Here is a 16,519-nt window from a genome sequence, read left to right as displayed (position 1 = left end):
CCGATTCAAAACGTTTGGCATTTCTTGCTTGGGTCAAGGTTTCGAGATTATGGTGTAGTGGTTGAGGTTACTTGCGTTACTAACGCCTTAACAAGGCGTTAGTATGCAGGAGGAAAGTTAATGCATTATCAGATAGACAGTTACGAATGTGCGGCTTGTCGTACCAAATCTAAACATATTACTGTATTGGTCAGAAAACCTAGCCCTTTCTCTGGGTCGATACACCGAAAATACAAAGAATTTATCGCTGGCCTAATAAAAGGTTGGGCAGTAGGCCCATTTTTGGCCTCAATGGATGAGTTTTCTCGCCATACGATTTGTGAACGCTGTGGTCATAAGACAATTGAAAATTAATTGTGAAGTTTCAATCTTAGCGCACAAGTTAAACATCGAGGCCAATGGTGAGAGCTTGGGAAGCAAGTTGTCTAACTGGCCTTCATCGTTCTAACGAATGGCACGCCGTCATCATCATGGTGAACATTCGCTTCCACTTGATAAATGTCTTTCACTAACTCTGTGGTCAGGACGTCTTTTGGTGCACCTACACTGACCAGTTCACCCTGTTTTATCACTAATAGATTATCGGCGTACTGAGCGGCGAGGTTGAGATCATGGAGTACCATAATGCTGACGTATTTCTCAGCGCGAGTTTGAGTAACGAGGTGATTGAGCAACACATGTTGGTGATGAAGATCGAGCGCACTGACGGGTTCATCAAGCAGCATGATTTGTGGGTTTCGCATGATGGCTTGTGCAAACAGGATCATTTGACGCTGACCACCACTCAGAGAGCTAACGTTGCGGTTGGCCAAATGCGCCATACCGATACTGTTTAGTATCTGCAAGCCTTCACCAAGTAGCTTGTCATCAATGCGCAAGCTCAGGCTGTCTAACCGACCCATCAAAACCACTTCAATGACGGTCAAACTAACCTGTAAGCCGATGTCCTGTGGCATGTAACCAAACTTAGCGCGCCATGAAGAGAGAGACTTACTATCCAGTTCATCACCGTAATGAGAAATGGAACCACTCGCCATATTTACATCGCCAAAAATGGCTTTAAGTAGGGTGCTTTTCCCCGCACCATTTGGCCCAAGAACGGCCGTTACCTGACCCGGCTCCAGTTTAAAATTGAAGTTATTGGCAAGGGTAAGAGTCTCAATCTGAATATTTACGTTATTTGCTACCAGCATTGTTAACCTCGCTTCGCTAAAATCAACCAGAAGAAGAATGGCACGCCGATGATAGCCGTAACGATACCGATAGGGAATAACACACCCGGGACGATGATTTTTGACAGTACTGAAGCGCCAGAAAGCAAGAAAGCACCGATCAAGAAGGAGAGTGGTAAGAAGAAGCGCTGATCTTCACCTACCAACGATTTGGCCATGTTTGGTGCAACGATGCCTACAAATCCGATTATCCCAACGAAACTGGTGACAGTGGCTGTGATGACTGCGACGATAAACAGCGTTTTTAGACGCAAGCGAGTGATGTTCACGCCGACACTTTTCGCTCGTTCTTCACCCAGTCTAAGAGCAGTAAGCTTCCACGCATCTTTAAGTAATAAAACGCCACCGGCGAGAACGACAGCAGAGGTAATCGCGACGGTGTTCCAGGTTGCTTTCGTCAAACTACCAAACAGCCAAAACAGGATCTGCTGACTAAGCTCTGGAGAGGAAACAAACTGAACCAGAGACAAGAGTGACTGGAACAAGAACAGCAGGGCAATACCCGCTAGAATGAGTTGTCCAGAGCTAATATGACGCGCCGACGCTAACGAGAAAAGAAAACACGCCGAGAGCATACAGCATAAGAATGCGCCCATAGGTACTGCGTAATAGCTGCTTAAGCCGAACGACCCCATATACAGGGTAATCGCAGCACCAAAGCCAGCGGCAGCCGCCATACCCAAGGTGTACGGACTGGCCATTGTATTATTGAGCAAGGTTTGCATCTCTGCGCCGCCCATACCGAGCGCGCCACCCACAATGATAGCCATGATTGCAATGGGAAGCCTTAGCTCAGTCACAATGATTTGAGTTGAGGGCTCAACTTGATATGGCAAGCCAAGAAACTGAAAAAGAGAATGAAGAACTTTGGTTGCATCTAATAAAGATGGCCCCGTCATGATGTCCAGAATGAAGGTTGTCAGAATGAGTATGCTGAAAGCACCGATAACCAAAATTCGACGCTTTTCACTCTTACGTTGCTGCTGGATGAGTTGTTCTAAAACTGCAGATTGCACGACTTACTACCTAATTATTATTTAGTTACGACCAGTAGAGAGGCCTACAGAGCTCGTGATAAGTTCGCAATATTAGCATTAATGATAGTTAGTTGCATTATCGTTAGTAAAAGAATTAATATACGCTGCGAGGGCGGAAATTGTCCGTCTGGATTATAGAATAAAAAGGAACCTTCTTGATGTTGAAACACTTATTCGCGCTTGCTGCTGTATGCGTCAGCACGTTGTCTTTTGCCGAGCAAACTACCGTCACAGACGTATTAGGACGTGAGGTGACGTTTGATTCGCCAGCGAAAAGAGTGGTAGTCGGGTTTTACCCAGAAGATTACATGGCGATCGGTACTGAAGCGGCGTATGACAATGTGGTCGGCATGTCTAAGTACATTTGGCAGGCTCGTTCAGCCAGTTGGCAGGCGTATGTGACGCATCGACCTTCACTTGATGAAATTCCAGAAATTGGTCGTGTGGATACCAACGCGTTTTCCGTTGAGAAGGTAATAAGTCTGAGTCCTGATGTAGTCATGCTGGCGGATTGGCAGTTCAAAGCGCTGGAGTCTGACGTTGAACGCATGAAGAGTGCAGGTATTGCGGTTGTAGTGGTGGACTACAACGCTCAAACGGTAGAGCGCCACGTTCAGACGACTAAGCTAATTGGCGAAATCACGGGCCAGCAAGAGCGTGCACAAACGATCGCAAACGAATACAAACAGAAGGTTGAGATGATCAGTGAGCGATTAGCAAAAGCAAATCTGGATAAACCAAAAGTTTACACTGAATACGGCGCTTCTGGTGTTAGTGACGTTGGCTACACGTTCGGTAAGAACATGTGGGGCGCTATTGCGACAATAGCAGGCGGTGACAATATTTCTGCACCGTTCGTTGAGTGGTGGGGTAAACTAAACCCAGAACAGATCATTGCTGCAAACCCTGATGTTATCGTAATGACTGGCTACGAGTCTGGCAGTGCGGATGATTCGATGATCATGGGCGAAGGTATTGACGAATCATTGGCAAAAGAGAGATTAGCGGGCTTTAAAAATCGCACTGGCTGGTCGTCAATTTCTGCGGTACAAAACAACCGTATGTACGCGGCTTACCACGGTGCTTGCCGTACGATCATTGACGGTGCGTTGATACAGTTTTATGCCAAAATCCTGTACCCAGATGTGTTCAGCGATTTAAATCCAGAAGCGGCTTACGACAACTTTTATGAAAAGTACCTGCCGATTAAACCAGTTGGCACGTTTATGACTGGGCTTTAATCTAAAGCACTAATATTTATTAAGCCGAAATGAGTCTTTCTAGATTCACTTCGGCTTTTTACTTCGCGCTACTCATTTACTAAAAGTGAATAGGTGACTAAGTCTCTCGCTAGCTTATTTATAGAGCTCAGCGGCCCTTGATTGAAATACCTGCAAGATCAAAACGAGCCTTTAACGGCTTCTCATTTTCCTGATACCAGCTTGTTGGCATATTAGGCCTGAGCTTCGCTTGCTCTTGTTTAGCTATCACTACGTAGTGCAAAAACGTTTCTAGTGTTTTCGCTACAGCGTTGAAAGACATTTCTCCATCTTTACTCAGCGTCTTTAGCAAACCAACCACAGCATCTTCGGGAACAAGAGGCTCAATCACACTGTTTTTGCGCGCTTGAATAGTATTCGATGCAGGTAGTTTGTTACGCGCAGTTTCCCAACAAGGCTTATTTGTCTTGCTGACGAGGTTGTGTTTGTAACAGTAATAACTAAAAAGGAAGCGAGGGATGTTTTGCCAGCGTTCTGCCTGAACTTCCAGCCAAATGTGTTGAAGCTCGATATCAGCGTCGGTCATAGAGTTTTACGAAGTTATCAAAAGTAGCGCATTTTAGCGTGGCGTGATGGCATTCGTCCATAAAACGCAGCTTTTGAACGATGTGAGTGTTTTGGATTCTGAATAAAAAAGGCCCTCGACGAAAGCGAGAGCCTTTATATCCAACCAGTATCGCCAGTAAGAGACGATATCTCTGTTTTCGATTATTTCAGCAGGTAGTGCTTGATGAACTGAGTGATTTTCACCATATCGTCAACGGCGATGTACTCTTCCGTGGTATGTACTTTTGCCATCCCAGTCGAAAGGTTAACGGTTGTCAGGCCTTTCTTGTTGAAGTTGTTCGCATCGCTACCGCCACCCGTGCCTTTGGTAAACGCTTCGATGCCCATATCCGCGAATGCTGCTTTGATATCAGTAACGTGTGCATTGTCTTCTTCAATAACAAACGCATCGTATGCACGTTTAGATTCGATGTCGACTTCTGCACCGTGTTTTTCTGCAACAGACTCAAAGGTCGAGATCATGTGGTTGACTTGTGCATCCAATTTGTCGCCATTTAGCGAGCGCGCTTCGGCCACAATTTTTAGCTCAGGCATAACAATGTTGGTCGCCTGACCACCATTTACCATACCGATGTTAGCCGTAGTTTCTTCGTCGATACGAAGGAGTTTCATCTGATTGATTGCATCTGCCGCAACCATGATTGCGCTGATGCCTTCTTCTGGCGCAAGGCCTGCGTGCGCCGGGCGGCCTTTGATTGTCGCAACGATCTTTTGCTGGCCCGGAGCCGCTGTCACGATCGTTCCGATTGGGCCGCCAGTATCCAGCACAATCGCGTCTTTTGATGTTACATGGCTCATGTCGAAGTGCTCAGAGCCAAACAGACCGCCTTCTTCATGCACGGTGAAAGCAAGCTCTAACGTTTTATACGCGAGATTTTCCGCTTGAATGCAGCGTACGGCTTCCATAATTGCGGCGATACCAGATTTGTCATCACCGCCAAGGATAGTGTTGCCTTTTGAACGAATAATGCCGTCTTCAATGATTGGCTCAATACCGACACCCGGAGTGACTGTGTCCATATGGCAACTCATCAGGATAGACCCTTCTTTTTTGCCTTCCAAACGAGCATATACGTTGAAGCCATTTGAAATATGCTCTGGAACAGGAAGCTTGTGAACGGTAAAGCCTAACTCACCCAGTTGTTCAGCCAGAGTTTCTGCAATTTGCTTTTCATTCATCGATTCGCTGTCAATTCGAACCAATTGGCAGAAGTGTTCAACTAGACGTTCTTGATTAATTTGTGTCATTTGGATGTCTCATCATGTAGGGCGAGGGTGCAAACGAGGAGTTAGAACACGTCCTCAAAACAGAACAGAATCATTGTTATTACATACTGGAGAGCGAGGGATACTGAGATGAATCAAGAAAGTGGGGAGGATGACACAATTATAACCAGACGTGCTGAGCACGCTGCTTTAATCTATAAGTGAATGATTTGTTTAAAACATCACCATACTGCCAATAAATATCACCATGGTAACAATCTGTTTACATAAGTTCGTTTCGAGAAAATTCCATATGATTTCTGTAAATCATTGAAAATAATAGAGTTATATGCATTTCTAATGAGTGGTTATTGAATAAAATTTACCCGTAACAAATATTTTACATTTGTGGGTTAAAAACCAAAAAACAGAGATTTTTGTTGATGTATTCCAATTTTCATCCACCTGCGCCAAGTTAGAAAAATAGATTAGTAACGCTGTAAACAAATTAATGACGCAAGGAGAAAGTCATGGTGGACGCATACAACCCATTAGGTACAGACGGATTTGAGTTTGTTGAGTACACGGCTGCAGACAGTAAAGGCATCGAACAACTGAAAGCACTGTTTGTATCGTTAGGCTTTGCAGAGATCGCGAAGCACCGCTCGAAAGAAGCATGGTTATATCGTCAAGGTGACATCAGTTTTATCGTCAATGCGCAGCCTCATAGTCAAGCTGAAGCGTTTGCGAAAGTACACGGCCCGTCAGTGTGTGGTATGGCTTTTCGCGTAAAAGATGCAACGGCGGCGCTAGAGCACGCAATACAAAATGGTGGTACAGAGTACAAAACTGAAATTGGACCGATGGAGCTTAGTATTCCAGGTATTTACGGTATTGGTGAGAGCTTGCTCTATTTTGTCGACCGATACGGTAAACAAAGTATTTATGATGTCGACTTCCGTTTTTATGATGATGCGGAAGAACGCTTAGCTAAATCCGATGTGGGTCTTTACGAAATCGACCATCTGACGCACAACGTTAAACAAGGCAACATGGATGTGTGGTCTGGTTTCTATGAACGTATCGGTAACTTCCGTGAAATTCGTTATTTCGACATTGAAGGTAAGCTTACTGGTCTTGTGAGCCGTGCGATGACCGCACCTTGTGGCAAGATCCGAATTCCGATCAATGAATCCTCTGATGATAAATCGCAAATCGAAGAGTTTATTCGCGAATACAATGGCGAAGGCATCCAGCATATTGCTCTGACAACCGATGACATCTATCAAACCGTTCAAACGTTGCGCGACCGTGGTATGGACTTTATGCCAACCCCAGACACGTACTACGAGAAAGTTGACCAGCGTGTTGAAGGACACGGAGAAGATGTGAATAAACTTCGTGAGTTGCAGATCCTTATTGATGGCGCACCAACAAAAGACGGTATTTTGCTGCAAATCTTTACGCAAACCGTAATTGGTCCGGTGTTCTTCGAAATCATTCAGCGCAAAGGTAACGAAGGTTTTGGTGAAGGTAACTTCAAAGCGTTATTTGAATCGATTGAAGAAGACCAAATTCGCCGAGGAGTACTGAACGATGCATAAATGGATAACATTCCCTCATCGGGAGGGAGTGTGCTCCAAACAAGCACATGCTGATTTCCCGGAAGAGGCAATTTATGAACGTGAAGCGGGTCGAAGTGGATTCTTTGGCCCTGCGGCACACTTTCATCATCAACACGCGCCAACAGGTTGGGCTGAGTGGGAAGGCGAATTACGACCACGTGCTTTTGACTTCAATCTGGTCGAAAAAGCCAGCCATATAACGCCGTGGGCGGTGCCGCATTTAATGCATAACGCTAACTGCAAAATCCGTGTATGGCGCATGGATGAAAAGATGGATTTTCTGGTACGAAATGCCGATGGTGATGAGCTGCTGTTTATCCACCAGGGTACTGCCGATCTTTACTGTGACTACGGACACTTAAAGGTGAGTGAAGGGGATTATGTTATGATCCCACGCTCGACGAGCTGGCGTTTAGAGCCTAGCGAGCCGATGTTCATTCTGATGATAGAAAACACCGATGCGGCTTATACCTTGCCTGAAAAGGGCATGGTGGGAAATCATGCCGTATTTGATCCTGCGGTACTGGAAACTCCGTCGATCAACGACGAGTTCAGAGCGCAATATTCTGAGAATCGCACACAGGTACAGGTGAAGCGTCACGATAAAGTTAGCGTGATCACTTATCCGTTTAATCCGTTAGACGCAATTGGCTGGCATGGTGACTTAGCCGTAGTTAAAGTGAACTGGCGTGATATTCGTCCACTTATGTCACATCGTTACCACTTACCGCCTTCTGCACATACTACATTTGTAGGAGCAGGATTTGTGGTGTGTACCTTTGTTCCTCGTCCGATAGAGAGTGACCCTGGAGCGCTTAAAGTACCGTTCTACCATAACAATGACGACTATGACGAAGTCTTGTTCTACCACGCAGGTGACTTCTTTAGCCGTGACAATATTGAAGCGGGTATGGTGACATTCCACCCAGCTGGCTTTACGCACGGTCCTCACCCAAAAGCATTTAAAGCAGGCCAGGAATACAAGAAGAAGTTTACTGACGAGGTGGCGGTGATGATTGATACGCGCCACGCGCTTCAGTTCTCGGATGAACTGGAAAAGGTAGAAAACAAAGAATACGTCTATAGCTGGCAAGAAAAATAAGAGGCAAGGATGAAATTAGCAACCAAGAAAAATGGGACTCGTGATGGTCTATTGATGGTCGTGAGCAAAGACCTAACGCGATGCGTACCCGCGACAGAAGTTTTCCATTCAAGGAATTTAGCGCCAACGATGCAAGTCGCACTGGATAATTGGGAAGCTGTAGCACCACAACTGGAAGAACTGTACACCGCGCTTAATAACGGTACGGTCGCAGGATTCGAAGAGTTTGAGGCACACTATTGTGAATCTCCTCTGCCTCGAGCGTACCAGTGGGCAGATGGCAGTGCTTATGTAAACCACGTAGAGCTGGTTCGCAAAGCTCGTGGGGCAGAAATGCCAGAAAGCTTTTGGACAGATCCACTGATGTACCAAGGTGGTTCTGATGCGTTTATCGGTCCTTGTGACAATATCGAGTTTACCAGCGACGAGTGGGGTATCGACTTTGAAGGCGAAGTCGCGGTTGTCACTGGTGATGTGCCAATGGGCGCGAGCATAGCAGAGGCCCAAGAATCGATCAGGCTCATCATGTTGGTTAACGATGTCTCGCTGCGCGGTCTGATTCCTGCTGAGTTAGCAAAAGGGTTTGGCTTCTTCCAATCCAAGCCGTCATCGGCATTCTCACCGGTAGCGGTAACGCCAGATGAACTCGGCGATACATGGTACGAAAACAAAGTCCATTTACCGCTGATTTCTACCTACAACCATAAGCCGTTCGGTTGTCCGAATGCCGGGGTAGATATGACGTTCGACTTCGCGGATCTCATTGTCCATGCTACCAAAACGCGTCCGTTGTCAGCGGGGGCAATCATTGGTTCGGGTACTGTATCTAACAAGCAAGGTACCGATCATGGCACATCGATTGAAGAAGGCGGTGTTGGTTACTCGTGCATTGCTGAAGTGCGCATGATTGAAACCATCCGTGATGGCAAGCCGTCAACGAGCTTTATGTCGTTTGGTGACTCAATCAAGCTTGAGATGTTTGATGCGGATGGCAACAGCATTTTCGGTTCTATTGATCAACAAGTTAGCCAGTATTTGAAGCATTAATGCGCAATCTTATATGGGAAAGATGAATGAGCGAACAGATCACGCTTTATGGATACTGGCGCTCCTCAGCGTCTTATCGTGTACGTATTTGCCTGAATCTTAAGGGGCTTAAGTATGATTCCAAATCGGTGCATTTAGTACGTGACGGAGGGGAGCAGCACAGCCAGCAGTATCATGAACTGAATGCTACTGAACTGGTACCTGTGCTGGTGGATGGTGAACTTCGATTAAACCAATCTTTGGCGATCATTCAGTATCTCGACGAAAATTATCCGGATGTTTCTGTTATTCCAAAGCACTCCCCGTTGCGTTATCAAGCACTTGCAATGGCGCAGGATATTTCGATGGAGATTCACCCTCTGAACAACTTGCGAGTATTGCAGTATTTGGAAGGGGAGTTAGCCTGCACCCAGGAGCGTAAAGTAGCCTGGATTCATCACTGGATTAACAGAGGCTTTTCTTCATTAGAAGAGAAACTGGCGAACCATCGAAAAACGTATGGTGATTTCCAGTTCAGCCTGAGCGATACGCCGTCTCTTGTCGATATTTGTCTGGTACCGCAAGTTTACAATGCCTTGAGGTTTGGCGTTGATTTGTCGCCTTACCCAGTCATAAATTCGATTGTTGAGGCCTGCTACCAACTTCCTGCTTTCATTGATGCCATGCCAGAGCATCAGCCAGATGCGGATAGTTAAATATTAGAGCTTAATAGAGAGAATCCTATTAAGCTCTTTCCCCACTTACCTCTCACCACTACTGAAAAATTAAGCGCTTTTATTGCTCTGGTTACCGTTTCCATTTAGGCTTGAGCAACTTGTTGTTTTCGGCTCACTTTATCTATGACCAACATCTTTATTATCGTTGTTCTTCTGGTTGTTTTTTTCTTCATTATTCAAAAGTATGTGCTCAAGCATGATGACAACCGAGACTATCCATATCGCTCTAAGGGGGCTTTGCTAAGAGGTCAAGAGGGTGCGTTTTTTAATGCGTTAAGAGCCGCCGTGGGAGAGCACGCCGTCGTATTTACCAAAGTTAATATGTCCAGCTTGGTGGCACCGACGGAAATAAAAAACAAGAAGCAGCTTTTTGTTGCGAGCAAGCGTATTTCCAGAAGTTATTTTGACTATGTAATTTGTGACCCGCATACCTTGGAACCACGAGTGATCCTAGAGTTGGATGATGGAAAGCCACTTCATAAAGGCAAAGCAGAGCGACAAAAACTGCTGATTCACGTGTGTAAAACAGCCAATTTGCCGTTAATTGGTACATCGATAAAACACAGCTATCAAGTCGGTCGACTGCGTCGTTTACTTGCGGCGCACATTGATTTGATAGAGCCAGATAAAGAGGTCCGCTTTTGTAAAAAGTGCAGCAGTCCAATGATCATAAAGACAGCAAGCCAAGGTGAGTTTAAAGGGCGACGTTTTTTCACCTGTAGTCGTCAACCAAACTGTACCTACACCGAGAACTACAATGTGGTGTTTGATGCTCTAGATGATTAACAATAGGTGATGAGCGTTCAAGAAAACGGTGAGTAAACATTTAGCGCAGCTGGGGCTTTGGCTTGTTTGAGTCAAAGCCTTTTTTATCTTAGGGCCAAGCATTTAGAGGTCATTCGGATATAAGTCCTATACTTTGGAAAAGAAACAAAAGTAGGTTAGTGCTATGCGATATGGATGGATTTTTGCTCTGTTGCTGTTTGCTTCATATGCCAATGCTTTTCCAAATTTAAAGCCGTTGGCATGTCAGCTCACTGATACGCCACAAGACCACTTCTTGTTTTACCGAGATCAAATGGTCTATCACAGTGAACAGTTTGTTATCTTTCAGAACTTTAAAGGCCGAGTCAGTACTCAAGTTGATATAAAAACCGGGGAGTTGATTCGCACGACCTATATCGGTGCACCTTTTGAGCCCAAATATCAAATTTTGTTCGGTTCTTGCCCGGATGTTTCTTACACTTTGCAGATCTGGATGCTGAATGAAGTACCTTATGATAATTAAGCATAAAATCAAAAGGTACACAGATCACATTTTTATATCCGAATCTGGTGTTTTTCGCTCATAAAAACGCCTGAAAGCGGGTGTTGAGTTTACATTTTCGCCAAACGATTCAAAGTTAGTGAATTTATGCTTGCACCCCAGATAGCTTATGGATAATATCCTCCTCGTTCCAGAGAAATGCGTCCGTAGCTCAGCTGGTTAGAGTACCGCCTTGACATGGCGGGGGTCGGTGGTTCGAGTCCACTCGGACGCACCATTCTGATTTGAATGGTAAGTAGGAACACAAAATTTGGGTCCGTAGCTCAGTTGGTTAGAGTACTACCTTGACATGGTAGGGGTCGGCGATTCGAGTTCGCCCGGACCCACCAAATTTTGTTCTTAATGAACAAACACAAAGCCCGCTTTATAGCGGGCTTTGTTGTATCTAGGGTTTATCTAATCCAGCCCAAATTTCCCCATCTGAACATTGCATATTTATGTGCATAATATGTACTGAGTCATACCTTATTGTGACCATCTGGTGATCACGAGTTCGCTGATAGCAATAAAAAGCAAAGCCGAAATAGATAGCCAATCAGGTGGGTTACGAAGATATCAGTGCATGTCGAACGGTCTTTATCAATGTTGTTGGATTAACTCCACGAAAATTTCGAAAGAGATTTTGCTGATTCACATTGACCTCAAGACAGGCGAGGCGAAGTTGACCGCAACACGTGCTGACCTGGTATTTAGTTCAAACTCTATCTTGCGCTCTTACGCTGAAGTGTCCGCTCAAGATGATAACCAAGAGAAGTTTGTAAAAGACTTCATCGTGGCTTGGACTAAAGTAATGAACGCTGACCGGTTTGACTTAATCTAACTTGATTAAAGCGATACGTTGAGTCAAAGCTCCTGTCATTGTCAGGAGCTTTTTATTCAGTGTATCGACCTGAGATGTGCGACGAAAAGGTAAATTGAAAGCCAATCCTATCCTGCGAGTGTTTGTTCGATTCATGAGCGCGGATATGCACTCTGACGGTGGAGAGCCATACAGGATTGAAAGACTAAAAAGTAAAATTCCACTTCAAAGAGGTAGACTACCTAAAGAGGTCGCGAGGCAACTATTTGGGTGTAACTGGTGGTTTTTGATTCAGTTATTAGCCGTGCTGGTTGAGGCGCATGAAGAATAAGTACTTGTCTTTGTAGGTACGACAGAATCGTTTGGTGATCACAATCAAATCACACTTGGCATTTTATAACTCAAAAACGCCCCGCAGCTTGTTTGGGGATTACTCGTAATGTAACTTAAAGTTTAGTTTTGAATTAGTTTATCTAACTCAAAAGCGTCTATTGAACAAATATCGACTTAGAGGAAGCTAAGAAAAAGACCTGTTTATGGACCAGGTCTTGTCATAGTTTTTAGCAAATAGTCCAGATACATATTGAAATGGCATTCAGGTTGCTATTTTTGAGCATCTAGGTTCAATATGGTGATGGCATTCGCGACGCTAGTTGCTAATATGTCAATTGCTCCGGTACGCAGTGCACCAACAATGGATAACGGTTTACTGCTTTCAGCAGCGATAGCAATTACTTGTGGGATCTTTTGGTAGTCATCGATAGTTAAGCCTATAACACGGTTACTCATTTTGGTGTTTTGCACTTCGCCTTTGATATCATAGAAATCATAACCGCCGACCTCACCGACAACGCCTTGCTGAATCCTCGCTTCCACCATTTCTTGTACTGAAAACCAGCCGAGATTGACCATATAGCTGCTTTCATTCAAGTCACCGATACCAACTAATGCTACGTCCGCTTTTCGAGCGATGTCCATAGTTTGTTGAACGGTTTCATCTTCTAATAATGCATTACGCAACTCTGGGTTACGAATGTAAGCAGGTGCATACAAGGTTTCACTGATGCCATCAAAGGTTTTCGCGAAACGACGGCAAATATGGTCGGCATTGAGGATCCCCCCACGTGGATGAATCCCTCCAATACTGGACACAAAAGTACACTTCTTTGGGTTGACGATGCCAGTGTGATCAGATACAGCTGAGACATTTCGTCCCTGGCCGACGGAAACCACCATGCCGTCTTTGAGTGTGGCAGACAAATAATTAGATACCACGCCAGCCAGTAATGAACGTTGTTCCTCTTCGGTTGGCTGATCAAGAGCGATAAGCGCTCTTTTCAGACCAAAGCGTTCTTTTAACTGCTCTTCCAACTTAGCGCCAAATACTGGGTGGTACTTAACCTTAATTTCCACAATTCCTTGATCTCTTGCCCGTTTCAAAAGGCGGCCAATTTTGACACGAGATAAGCCAAATCGCTTTGAAATCTCTTCTTGGGTGGCGCCGTCATGGTAATATGCAACAGAGATTTCCGTTAGTAGGTTGTTCTCTTCGGCCTGTTCGATACTATTGGGTTCCATGGTGTTCCTTTTGACATTTCCGCTTAAAGCGGCTCCGACTTATATTGCGATTAACTTAAGCTCACTGGCTAGCTGACTTGAACCGTGAGTGGATTTCACTATTCTAATCTTTTTTGACTGACCCTGTACAAGAAGAGTCTCCGTAGTTAGTGATTTCCCGCGCTTTTGGACTCCATTGAGCACATCGCCTTTAGTAATTCCGGTTGCAGCGAAAATGATGTCAGAGCTTTTTGCTAGTCGGCTCAGTGGTAACACGGTATTCGGGGTTACACCCATTGCCTGGCATCGCTGCAGTTCTATTTTCGCCAACTCGAAGGTATGTGAATCTTTCCCTTTTACATGGTCGCGAAGCAATAAACGAGCCTGCATATCTCCGCCCATCGCTTGGACTACTGCAGCGCTAATGACACCCTCAGGCGCACCACCAATACAATACATCGCATCAACTTCGCTTTCTTCCAGGCAGGTTAAAAGCGAAGCTGCAACATCTCCGTCTGGAAACGCGTAAACCCTCACTCCAAGATTTTGCATTTTTTCGATGACTTGGTCATGCCTTGGCTTAGCTAGAGTCGCGACGACTAACTCATTAATGGGTTTACTAAGAGCTCTGGCAATGCTTTTAAGATTATCTTCTAAGCTTCGTGATAGATCTATCGCGTGCTTCGCTTGCGGACCTACAACCAGCTTTTCCATATACATATCTGGAGCTTGTAATAAAGTCCCTTTTGGTGCGGCGGCAAGGACGGCTAGGGCATTAGACTGTCCCATTGCGGTCATACGTGTGCCCTCTATCGGGTCGACAGCAATGTCCACTTCAATACCGCCTAATCCGAGTTGTTCTCCTATATAGAGCATAGGAGCTTCATCAATTTCTCCTTCACCAATGACTATTGTGGCATTAATTTGAGTATGGCTTAACTGTTGTCGCATCGCTTCTACTGCTGCTGCGTCAGCTCTTTCTTTATCTCCTCTTCCTAACCAACTGTAGCCAGCTAGTGCTGCTCTTTCGGTTACTTGTGCCATTGCAAAGCATAAATTATCCATCCTAAGTACTCCTATATTGCATTACTGATCGTTCATTTGAACGCTATTGTGTTCATGTGAACAGTTATCTGTTCAGGTGATCATAATGTAAAACGGAAAATTAATGTACAAGTATGTTAAAATTTTCTTGTTGGCCACCAATGTTTAATGTGATTTTTACTGATATGTTTATTCATGAAATCGGCTGAAAAATTTAAATCTCAACTTTGTATCTGAATTATGCCTAATTTAAGTTGTTGTAATATAAGGTTATATGTTTTGTGTTTTGAGGCGTAGTTATTATGGGGTCTATAACTATGGAATTAAGTAAGGATCAATACTTCGATCACGTTATTGTTAATGTTTCGTTTTTAATTGGTGATCGGCACCTCAATTGGTCGATGTTCATATGTTATTTTGTTGATTAAAAGTTCAGTATTATTTGCAGCTTTCGTGGTCATATGAACAGGAGGAAACATGATAGCGATAGGTTGTGATGATGCTGCGATTGAGCTGAAAGAGTGTTTAAAAGCGCATTTGGCTTCGAAAGGTATTGAATTTTTTGATTATGGAGTCGATCACCAGAATCCAGCACTTTATCCAGATATAGCTAAAACAGTCAGTGTGGCTGTCAGTGAAGGTAAACATCAACGTGGAATTATTCTCTGTGGTACTGGGATTGGCGTTTCAATAGTTGCGAATAAGGTACCGGGCATTCGAGCAGCTCTTTGCCATGATACTTTCTCAGCGCAGCGAGCTCGTAAAAGCAACGATGCTCAAATTATTACGATGGGATCACGAGTAATTGGTCATGAGTTAGCTAAGTCGATTTTAGATGCTTGGTTAGATTCTGAGTTTACTGATGGCCCATCGACCACAAAAGTAGACAGAATCAAGGAGATAGAGAAAGAGTTAAATAGTTAATCTAAATTCAATGTTTAATGGACGAACGTGGAAATCAAAATGAAAAATAACAAACTAACGCTTACTGCTATTGCAATCACAACCCTACTATCAACTAACGCACTTGCTAAAGATCTCAAAGTGGCAACCAGTGCACAAGTCGGCTCTTTACAGTACAACACGACAGAATATTTTACTGAAGTTGCAAACGAAGAATTTAAGAAGCAAGGCATTGACTACAACTTAAAGTTTTTTGGTGCTGCTCAACTAGGTAAAGACAAAGATGTTCAACAGAAACTGAAGCTGGGTACGGTTGACCTTGCTCTACTCACCTCTACTTTGCCAACGCACGTCGACGAAATGGCACTGTTTGAACTGCCGTTCCTAGTATCAGACCGTGATCACGTTTCAAAAATCGAGCAAGAGGTGTTCTGGCCTTATATTGCTCCCGCTGCTGAAAAGAAAGGTTATAAGGTTATTGGTTTTTGGGAGAATGGATTCCGCAATATTACCAATGCTAAACGCCCAATTAATAAACCAGAAGATCTGGAAGGTTTGAAACTGCGTACTCCGAATAGCTCTTGGCGCGTCAAGATGTTCAAAAACTGGGGCGCGAATCCTACACCTATGAGCTTCAGTGAAGTATTCATCGGCCTGCAAACCGGAGTCATTGATGGGCAAGAAAACCCCTACACCAACATTTACGCAGCTAAACTGCATGAAGTTCAAGGCTACCTGAGCGTAACTAACCACGTATATACCCCGGCTTACTTGACTGCTGGCGCGAGTCACTATGGTAAGTTCCCAAGCGAAGTACAAAAGGTTTTGGAAAGCTCTGCCAAGCATGCGCAGCAGTGGGGCTATGAACAAGCGGCAAAGCTAGAGTCTGAACTAAAAGATAAATTAGTGGCAGGCGGTATGAAACTGAACGTCGCGAACCGTGAATCGTTTGTTAACGCAAGTCAGCCTATCTACGATGATTTCGTGAAAAACGTAAACAACGGAAAGGTGATGTTAGACAAAGCCATGGCAGTGAGTAACTAATATTAATCTCTATGGACTGTGCCTAGATGGCAC

At 44.5% G+C, this 16,519-nt stretch carries 16 protein-coding genes, 2 tRNA genes and 2 pseudogenes; 14 read left to right on the top strand and 6 right to left on the bottom strand.

The genetic code is table 11. The features are described from left to right. The first annotated feature begins 120 nt into the window (after positions 1-120). Positions 121-354 (top strand): hypothetical protein, encoded by a 234-nt coding sequence (locus L3V31_RS07330; RefSeq protein ID WP_237315438.1) that lies wholly within the window; start codon positions 121-123, stop codon positions 352-354. 71 nt (positions 355-425) lie between these two features. On the opposite strand, the gene L3V31_RS07325 is transcribed toward L3V31_RS07330, so the two are convergent. Further along, positions 426-1,193 (bottom strand): ABC transporter ATP-binding protein, encoded by a 768-nt coding sequence (locus L3V31_RS07325; protein ID WP_237315437.1) that lies wholly within the window; start codon positions 1,191-1,193, stop codon positions 426-428. 2 nt (positions 1,194-1,195) lie between these two features. After that, positions 1,196-2,248, bottom strand: coding sequence for an iron ABC transporter permease (locus L3V31_RS07320; protein WP_237315436.1), 1,053 nt, complete (start codon positions 2,246-2,248; stop codon positions 1,196-1,198). Positions 2,249-2,427: 179 nt separating this feature from the next. On the opposite strand from L3V31_RS07320, the gene L3V31_RS07315 reads away from it, so the two are divergent. Next, on the top strand, positions 2,428-3,510 hold the full coding sequence (locus tag L3V31_RS07315; RefSeq protein ID WP_237315435.1) for an ABC transporter substrate-binding protein: 1,083 nt from the start codon (positions 2,428-2,430) through the stop codon (positions 3,508-3,510). A gap of 127 nt (positions 3,511-3,637) precedes the next feature. Here L3V31_RS07315 and L3V31_RS07310 read toward each other — a convergent pair whose 3' ends face one another. Together L3V31_RS07310 and L3V31_RS07305 are read right to left on the bottom strand one after the other, a co-directional pair. After that, the gene (locus tag L3V31_RS07310; RefSeq protein ID WP_237315434.1) at positions 3,638-4,075 is read right to left on the bottom strand and encodes a hypothetical protein; all 438 of its coding nucleotides are present in this window, start codon (positions 4,073-4,075) and stop codon (positions 3,638-3,640) included. 182 nt (positions 4,076-4,257) lie between these two features. Next, the gene (locus tag L3V31_RS07305) at positions 4,258-5,364 is read right to left on the bottom strand and encodes a M20/M25/M40 family metallo-hydrolase (RefSeq protein WP_237315433.1); all 1,107 of its coding nucleotides are present in this window, start codon (positions 5,362-5,364) and stop codon (positions 4,258-4,260) included. A 488-nt stretch (positions 5,365-5,852) separates the two neighbouring features. Here L3V31_RS07305 and hppD point away from each other — a divergent pair, with 488 nt between their 5' ends. The 10 genes and pseudogenes from hppD to L3V31_RS07255 form a co-directional block, all read left to right on the top strand. Further along, entirely contained in the window at positions 5,853-6,926 is a 1,074-nt protein-coding gene (gene hppD / locus L3V31_RS07300; RefSeq protein ID WP_237315432.1) for a 4-hydroxyphenylpyruvate dioxygenase, read from the top strand. Continuing rightward, the gene (locus L3V31_RS07295; protein WP_237315431.1) at positions 6,919-8,049 is read left to right on the top strand and encodes a homogentisate 1,2-dioxygenase; all 1,131 of its coding nucleotides are present in this window, start codon (positions 6,919-6,921) and stop codon (positions 8,047-8,049) included. Before hppD ends, L3V31_RS07295 begins: the two co-directional genes overlap by 8 nt. 9 nt (positions 8,050-8,058) lie before the next feature. Beyond that, entirely contained in the window at positions 8,059-9,096 is a 1,038-nt protein-coding gene (locus L3V31_RS07290; protein WP_237315430.1) for a fumarylacetoacetate hydrolase family protein, read from the top strand. A 26-nt stretch (positions 9,097-9,122) separates the two neighbouring features. Next, the gene (gene maiA / locus L3V31_RS07285) at positions 9,123-9,791 is read left to right on the top strand and encodes a maleylacetoacetate isomerase (RefSeq protein WP_237315429.1); all 669 of its coding nucleotides are present in this window, start codon (positions 9,123-9,125) and stop codon (positions 9,789-9,791) included. A 144-nt stretch (positions 9,792-9,935) separates the two neighbouring features. After that, positions 9,936-10,598 (top strand): DUF2726 domain-containing protein, encoded by a 663-nt coding sequence (locus L3V31_RS07280; protein WP_237315428.1) that lies wholly within the window; start codon positions 9,936-9,938, stop codon positions 10,596-10,598. A gap of 163 nt (positions 10,599-10,761) precedes the next feature. After that, on the top strand, positions 10,762-11,100 hold the full coding sequence (locus L3V31_RS07275) for a hypothetical protein (protein WP_237315427.1): 339 nt from the start codon (positions 10,762-10,764) through the stop codon (positions 11,098-11,100). 179 nt (positions 11,101-11,279) lie between these two features. Continuing rightward, positions 11,280-11,356: transfer RNA gene (locus tag L3V31_RS07270), tRNA-Val, on the top strand. 35 nt (positions 11,357-11,391) lie between these two features. Then, positions 11,392-11,468: transfer RNA gene (locus tag L3V31_RS07265), tRNA-Val, on the top strand. 305 nt (positions 11,469-11,773) lie between these two features. Then, a pseudogene (locus L3V31_RS07260) lies at positions 11,774-11,959 on the top strand (hypothetical protein); the annotation flags it as partial. A gap of 142 nt (positions 11,960-12,101) precedes the next feature. Next, a pseudogene (locus tag L3V31_RS07255) lies at positions 12,102-12,194 on the top strand (NAD(P)-dependent oxidoreductase); the annotation flags it as partial. A gap of 347 nt (positions 12,195-12,541) precedes the next feature. On the opposite strand, the gene L3V31_RS07250 reads toward L3V31_RS07255, so the two are convergent. Next, positions 12,542-13,516, bottom strand: coding sequence for a sugar-binding transcriptional regulator (locus tag L3V31_RS07250; RefSeq protein ID WP_237315426.1), 975 nt, complete (start codon positions 13,514-13,516; stop codon positions 12,542-12,544). A 39-nt stretch (positions 13,517-13,555) separates the two neighbouring features. Continuing rightward, positions 13,556-14,560 carry a class II fructose-bisphosphatase gene (gene glpX, locus L3V31_RS07245; RefSeq protein ID WP_237315425.1) on the bottom strand — a complete coding sequence of 335 codons (1,005 nt, stop codon included), beginning with the start codon at positions 14,558-14,560 and terminating at the stop codon, positions 13,556-13,558. Between the two features lie 456 nt (positions 14,561-15,016). On the opposite strand from glpX, the gene rpiB reads away from it, so the two are divergent. Continuing rightward, positions 15,017-15,463 carry a ribose 5-phosphate isomerase B gene (gene rpiB / locus L3V31_RS07240; RefSeq protein ID WP_237315424.1) on the top strand — a complete coding sequence of 149 codons (447 nt, stop codon included), beginning with the start codon at positions 15,017-15,019 and terminating at the stop codon, positions 15,461-15,463. A 39-nt stretch (positions 15,464-15,502) separates the two neighbouring features. After that, on the top strand, positions 15,503-16,486 hold the full coding sequence (locus tag L3V31_RS07235) for a TRAP transporter substrate-binding protein (protein WP_237315423.1): 984 nt from the start codon (positions 15,503-15,505) through the stop codon (positions 16,484-16,486). Positions 16,487-16,519 lie beyond the last annotated feature (33 nt).

The organism is Vibrio sp. J1-1 (assembly GCF_021728395.1).
Taxonomy (GTDB): domain Bacteria; phylum Pseudomonadota; class Gammaproteobacteria; order Enterobacterales; family Vibrionaceae; genus Vibrio.
This window is presented reverse-complemented; position numbering and strand designations above follow the sequence as displayed.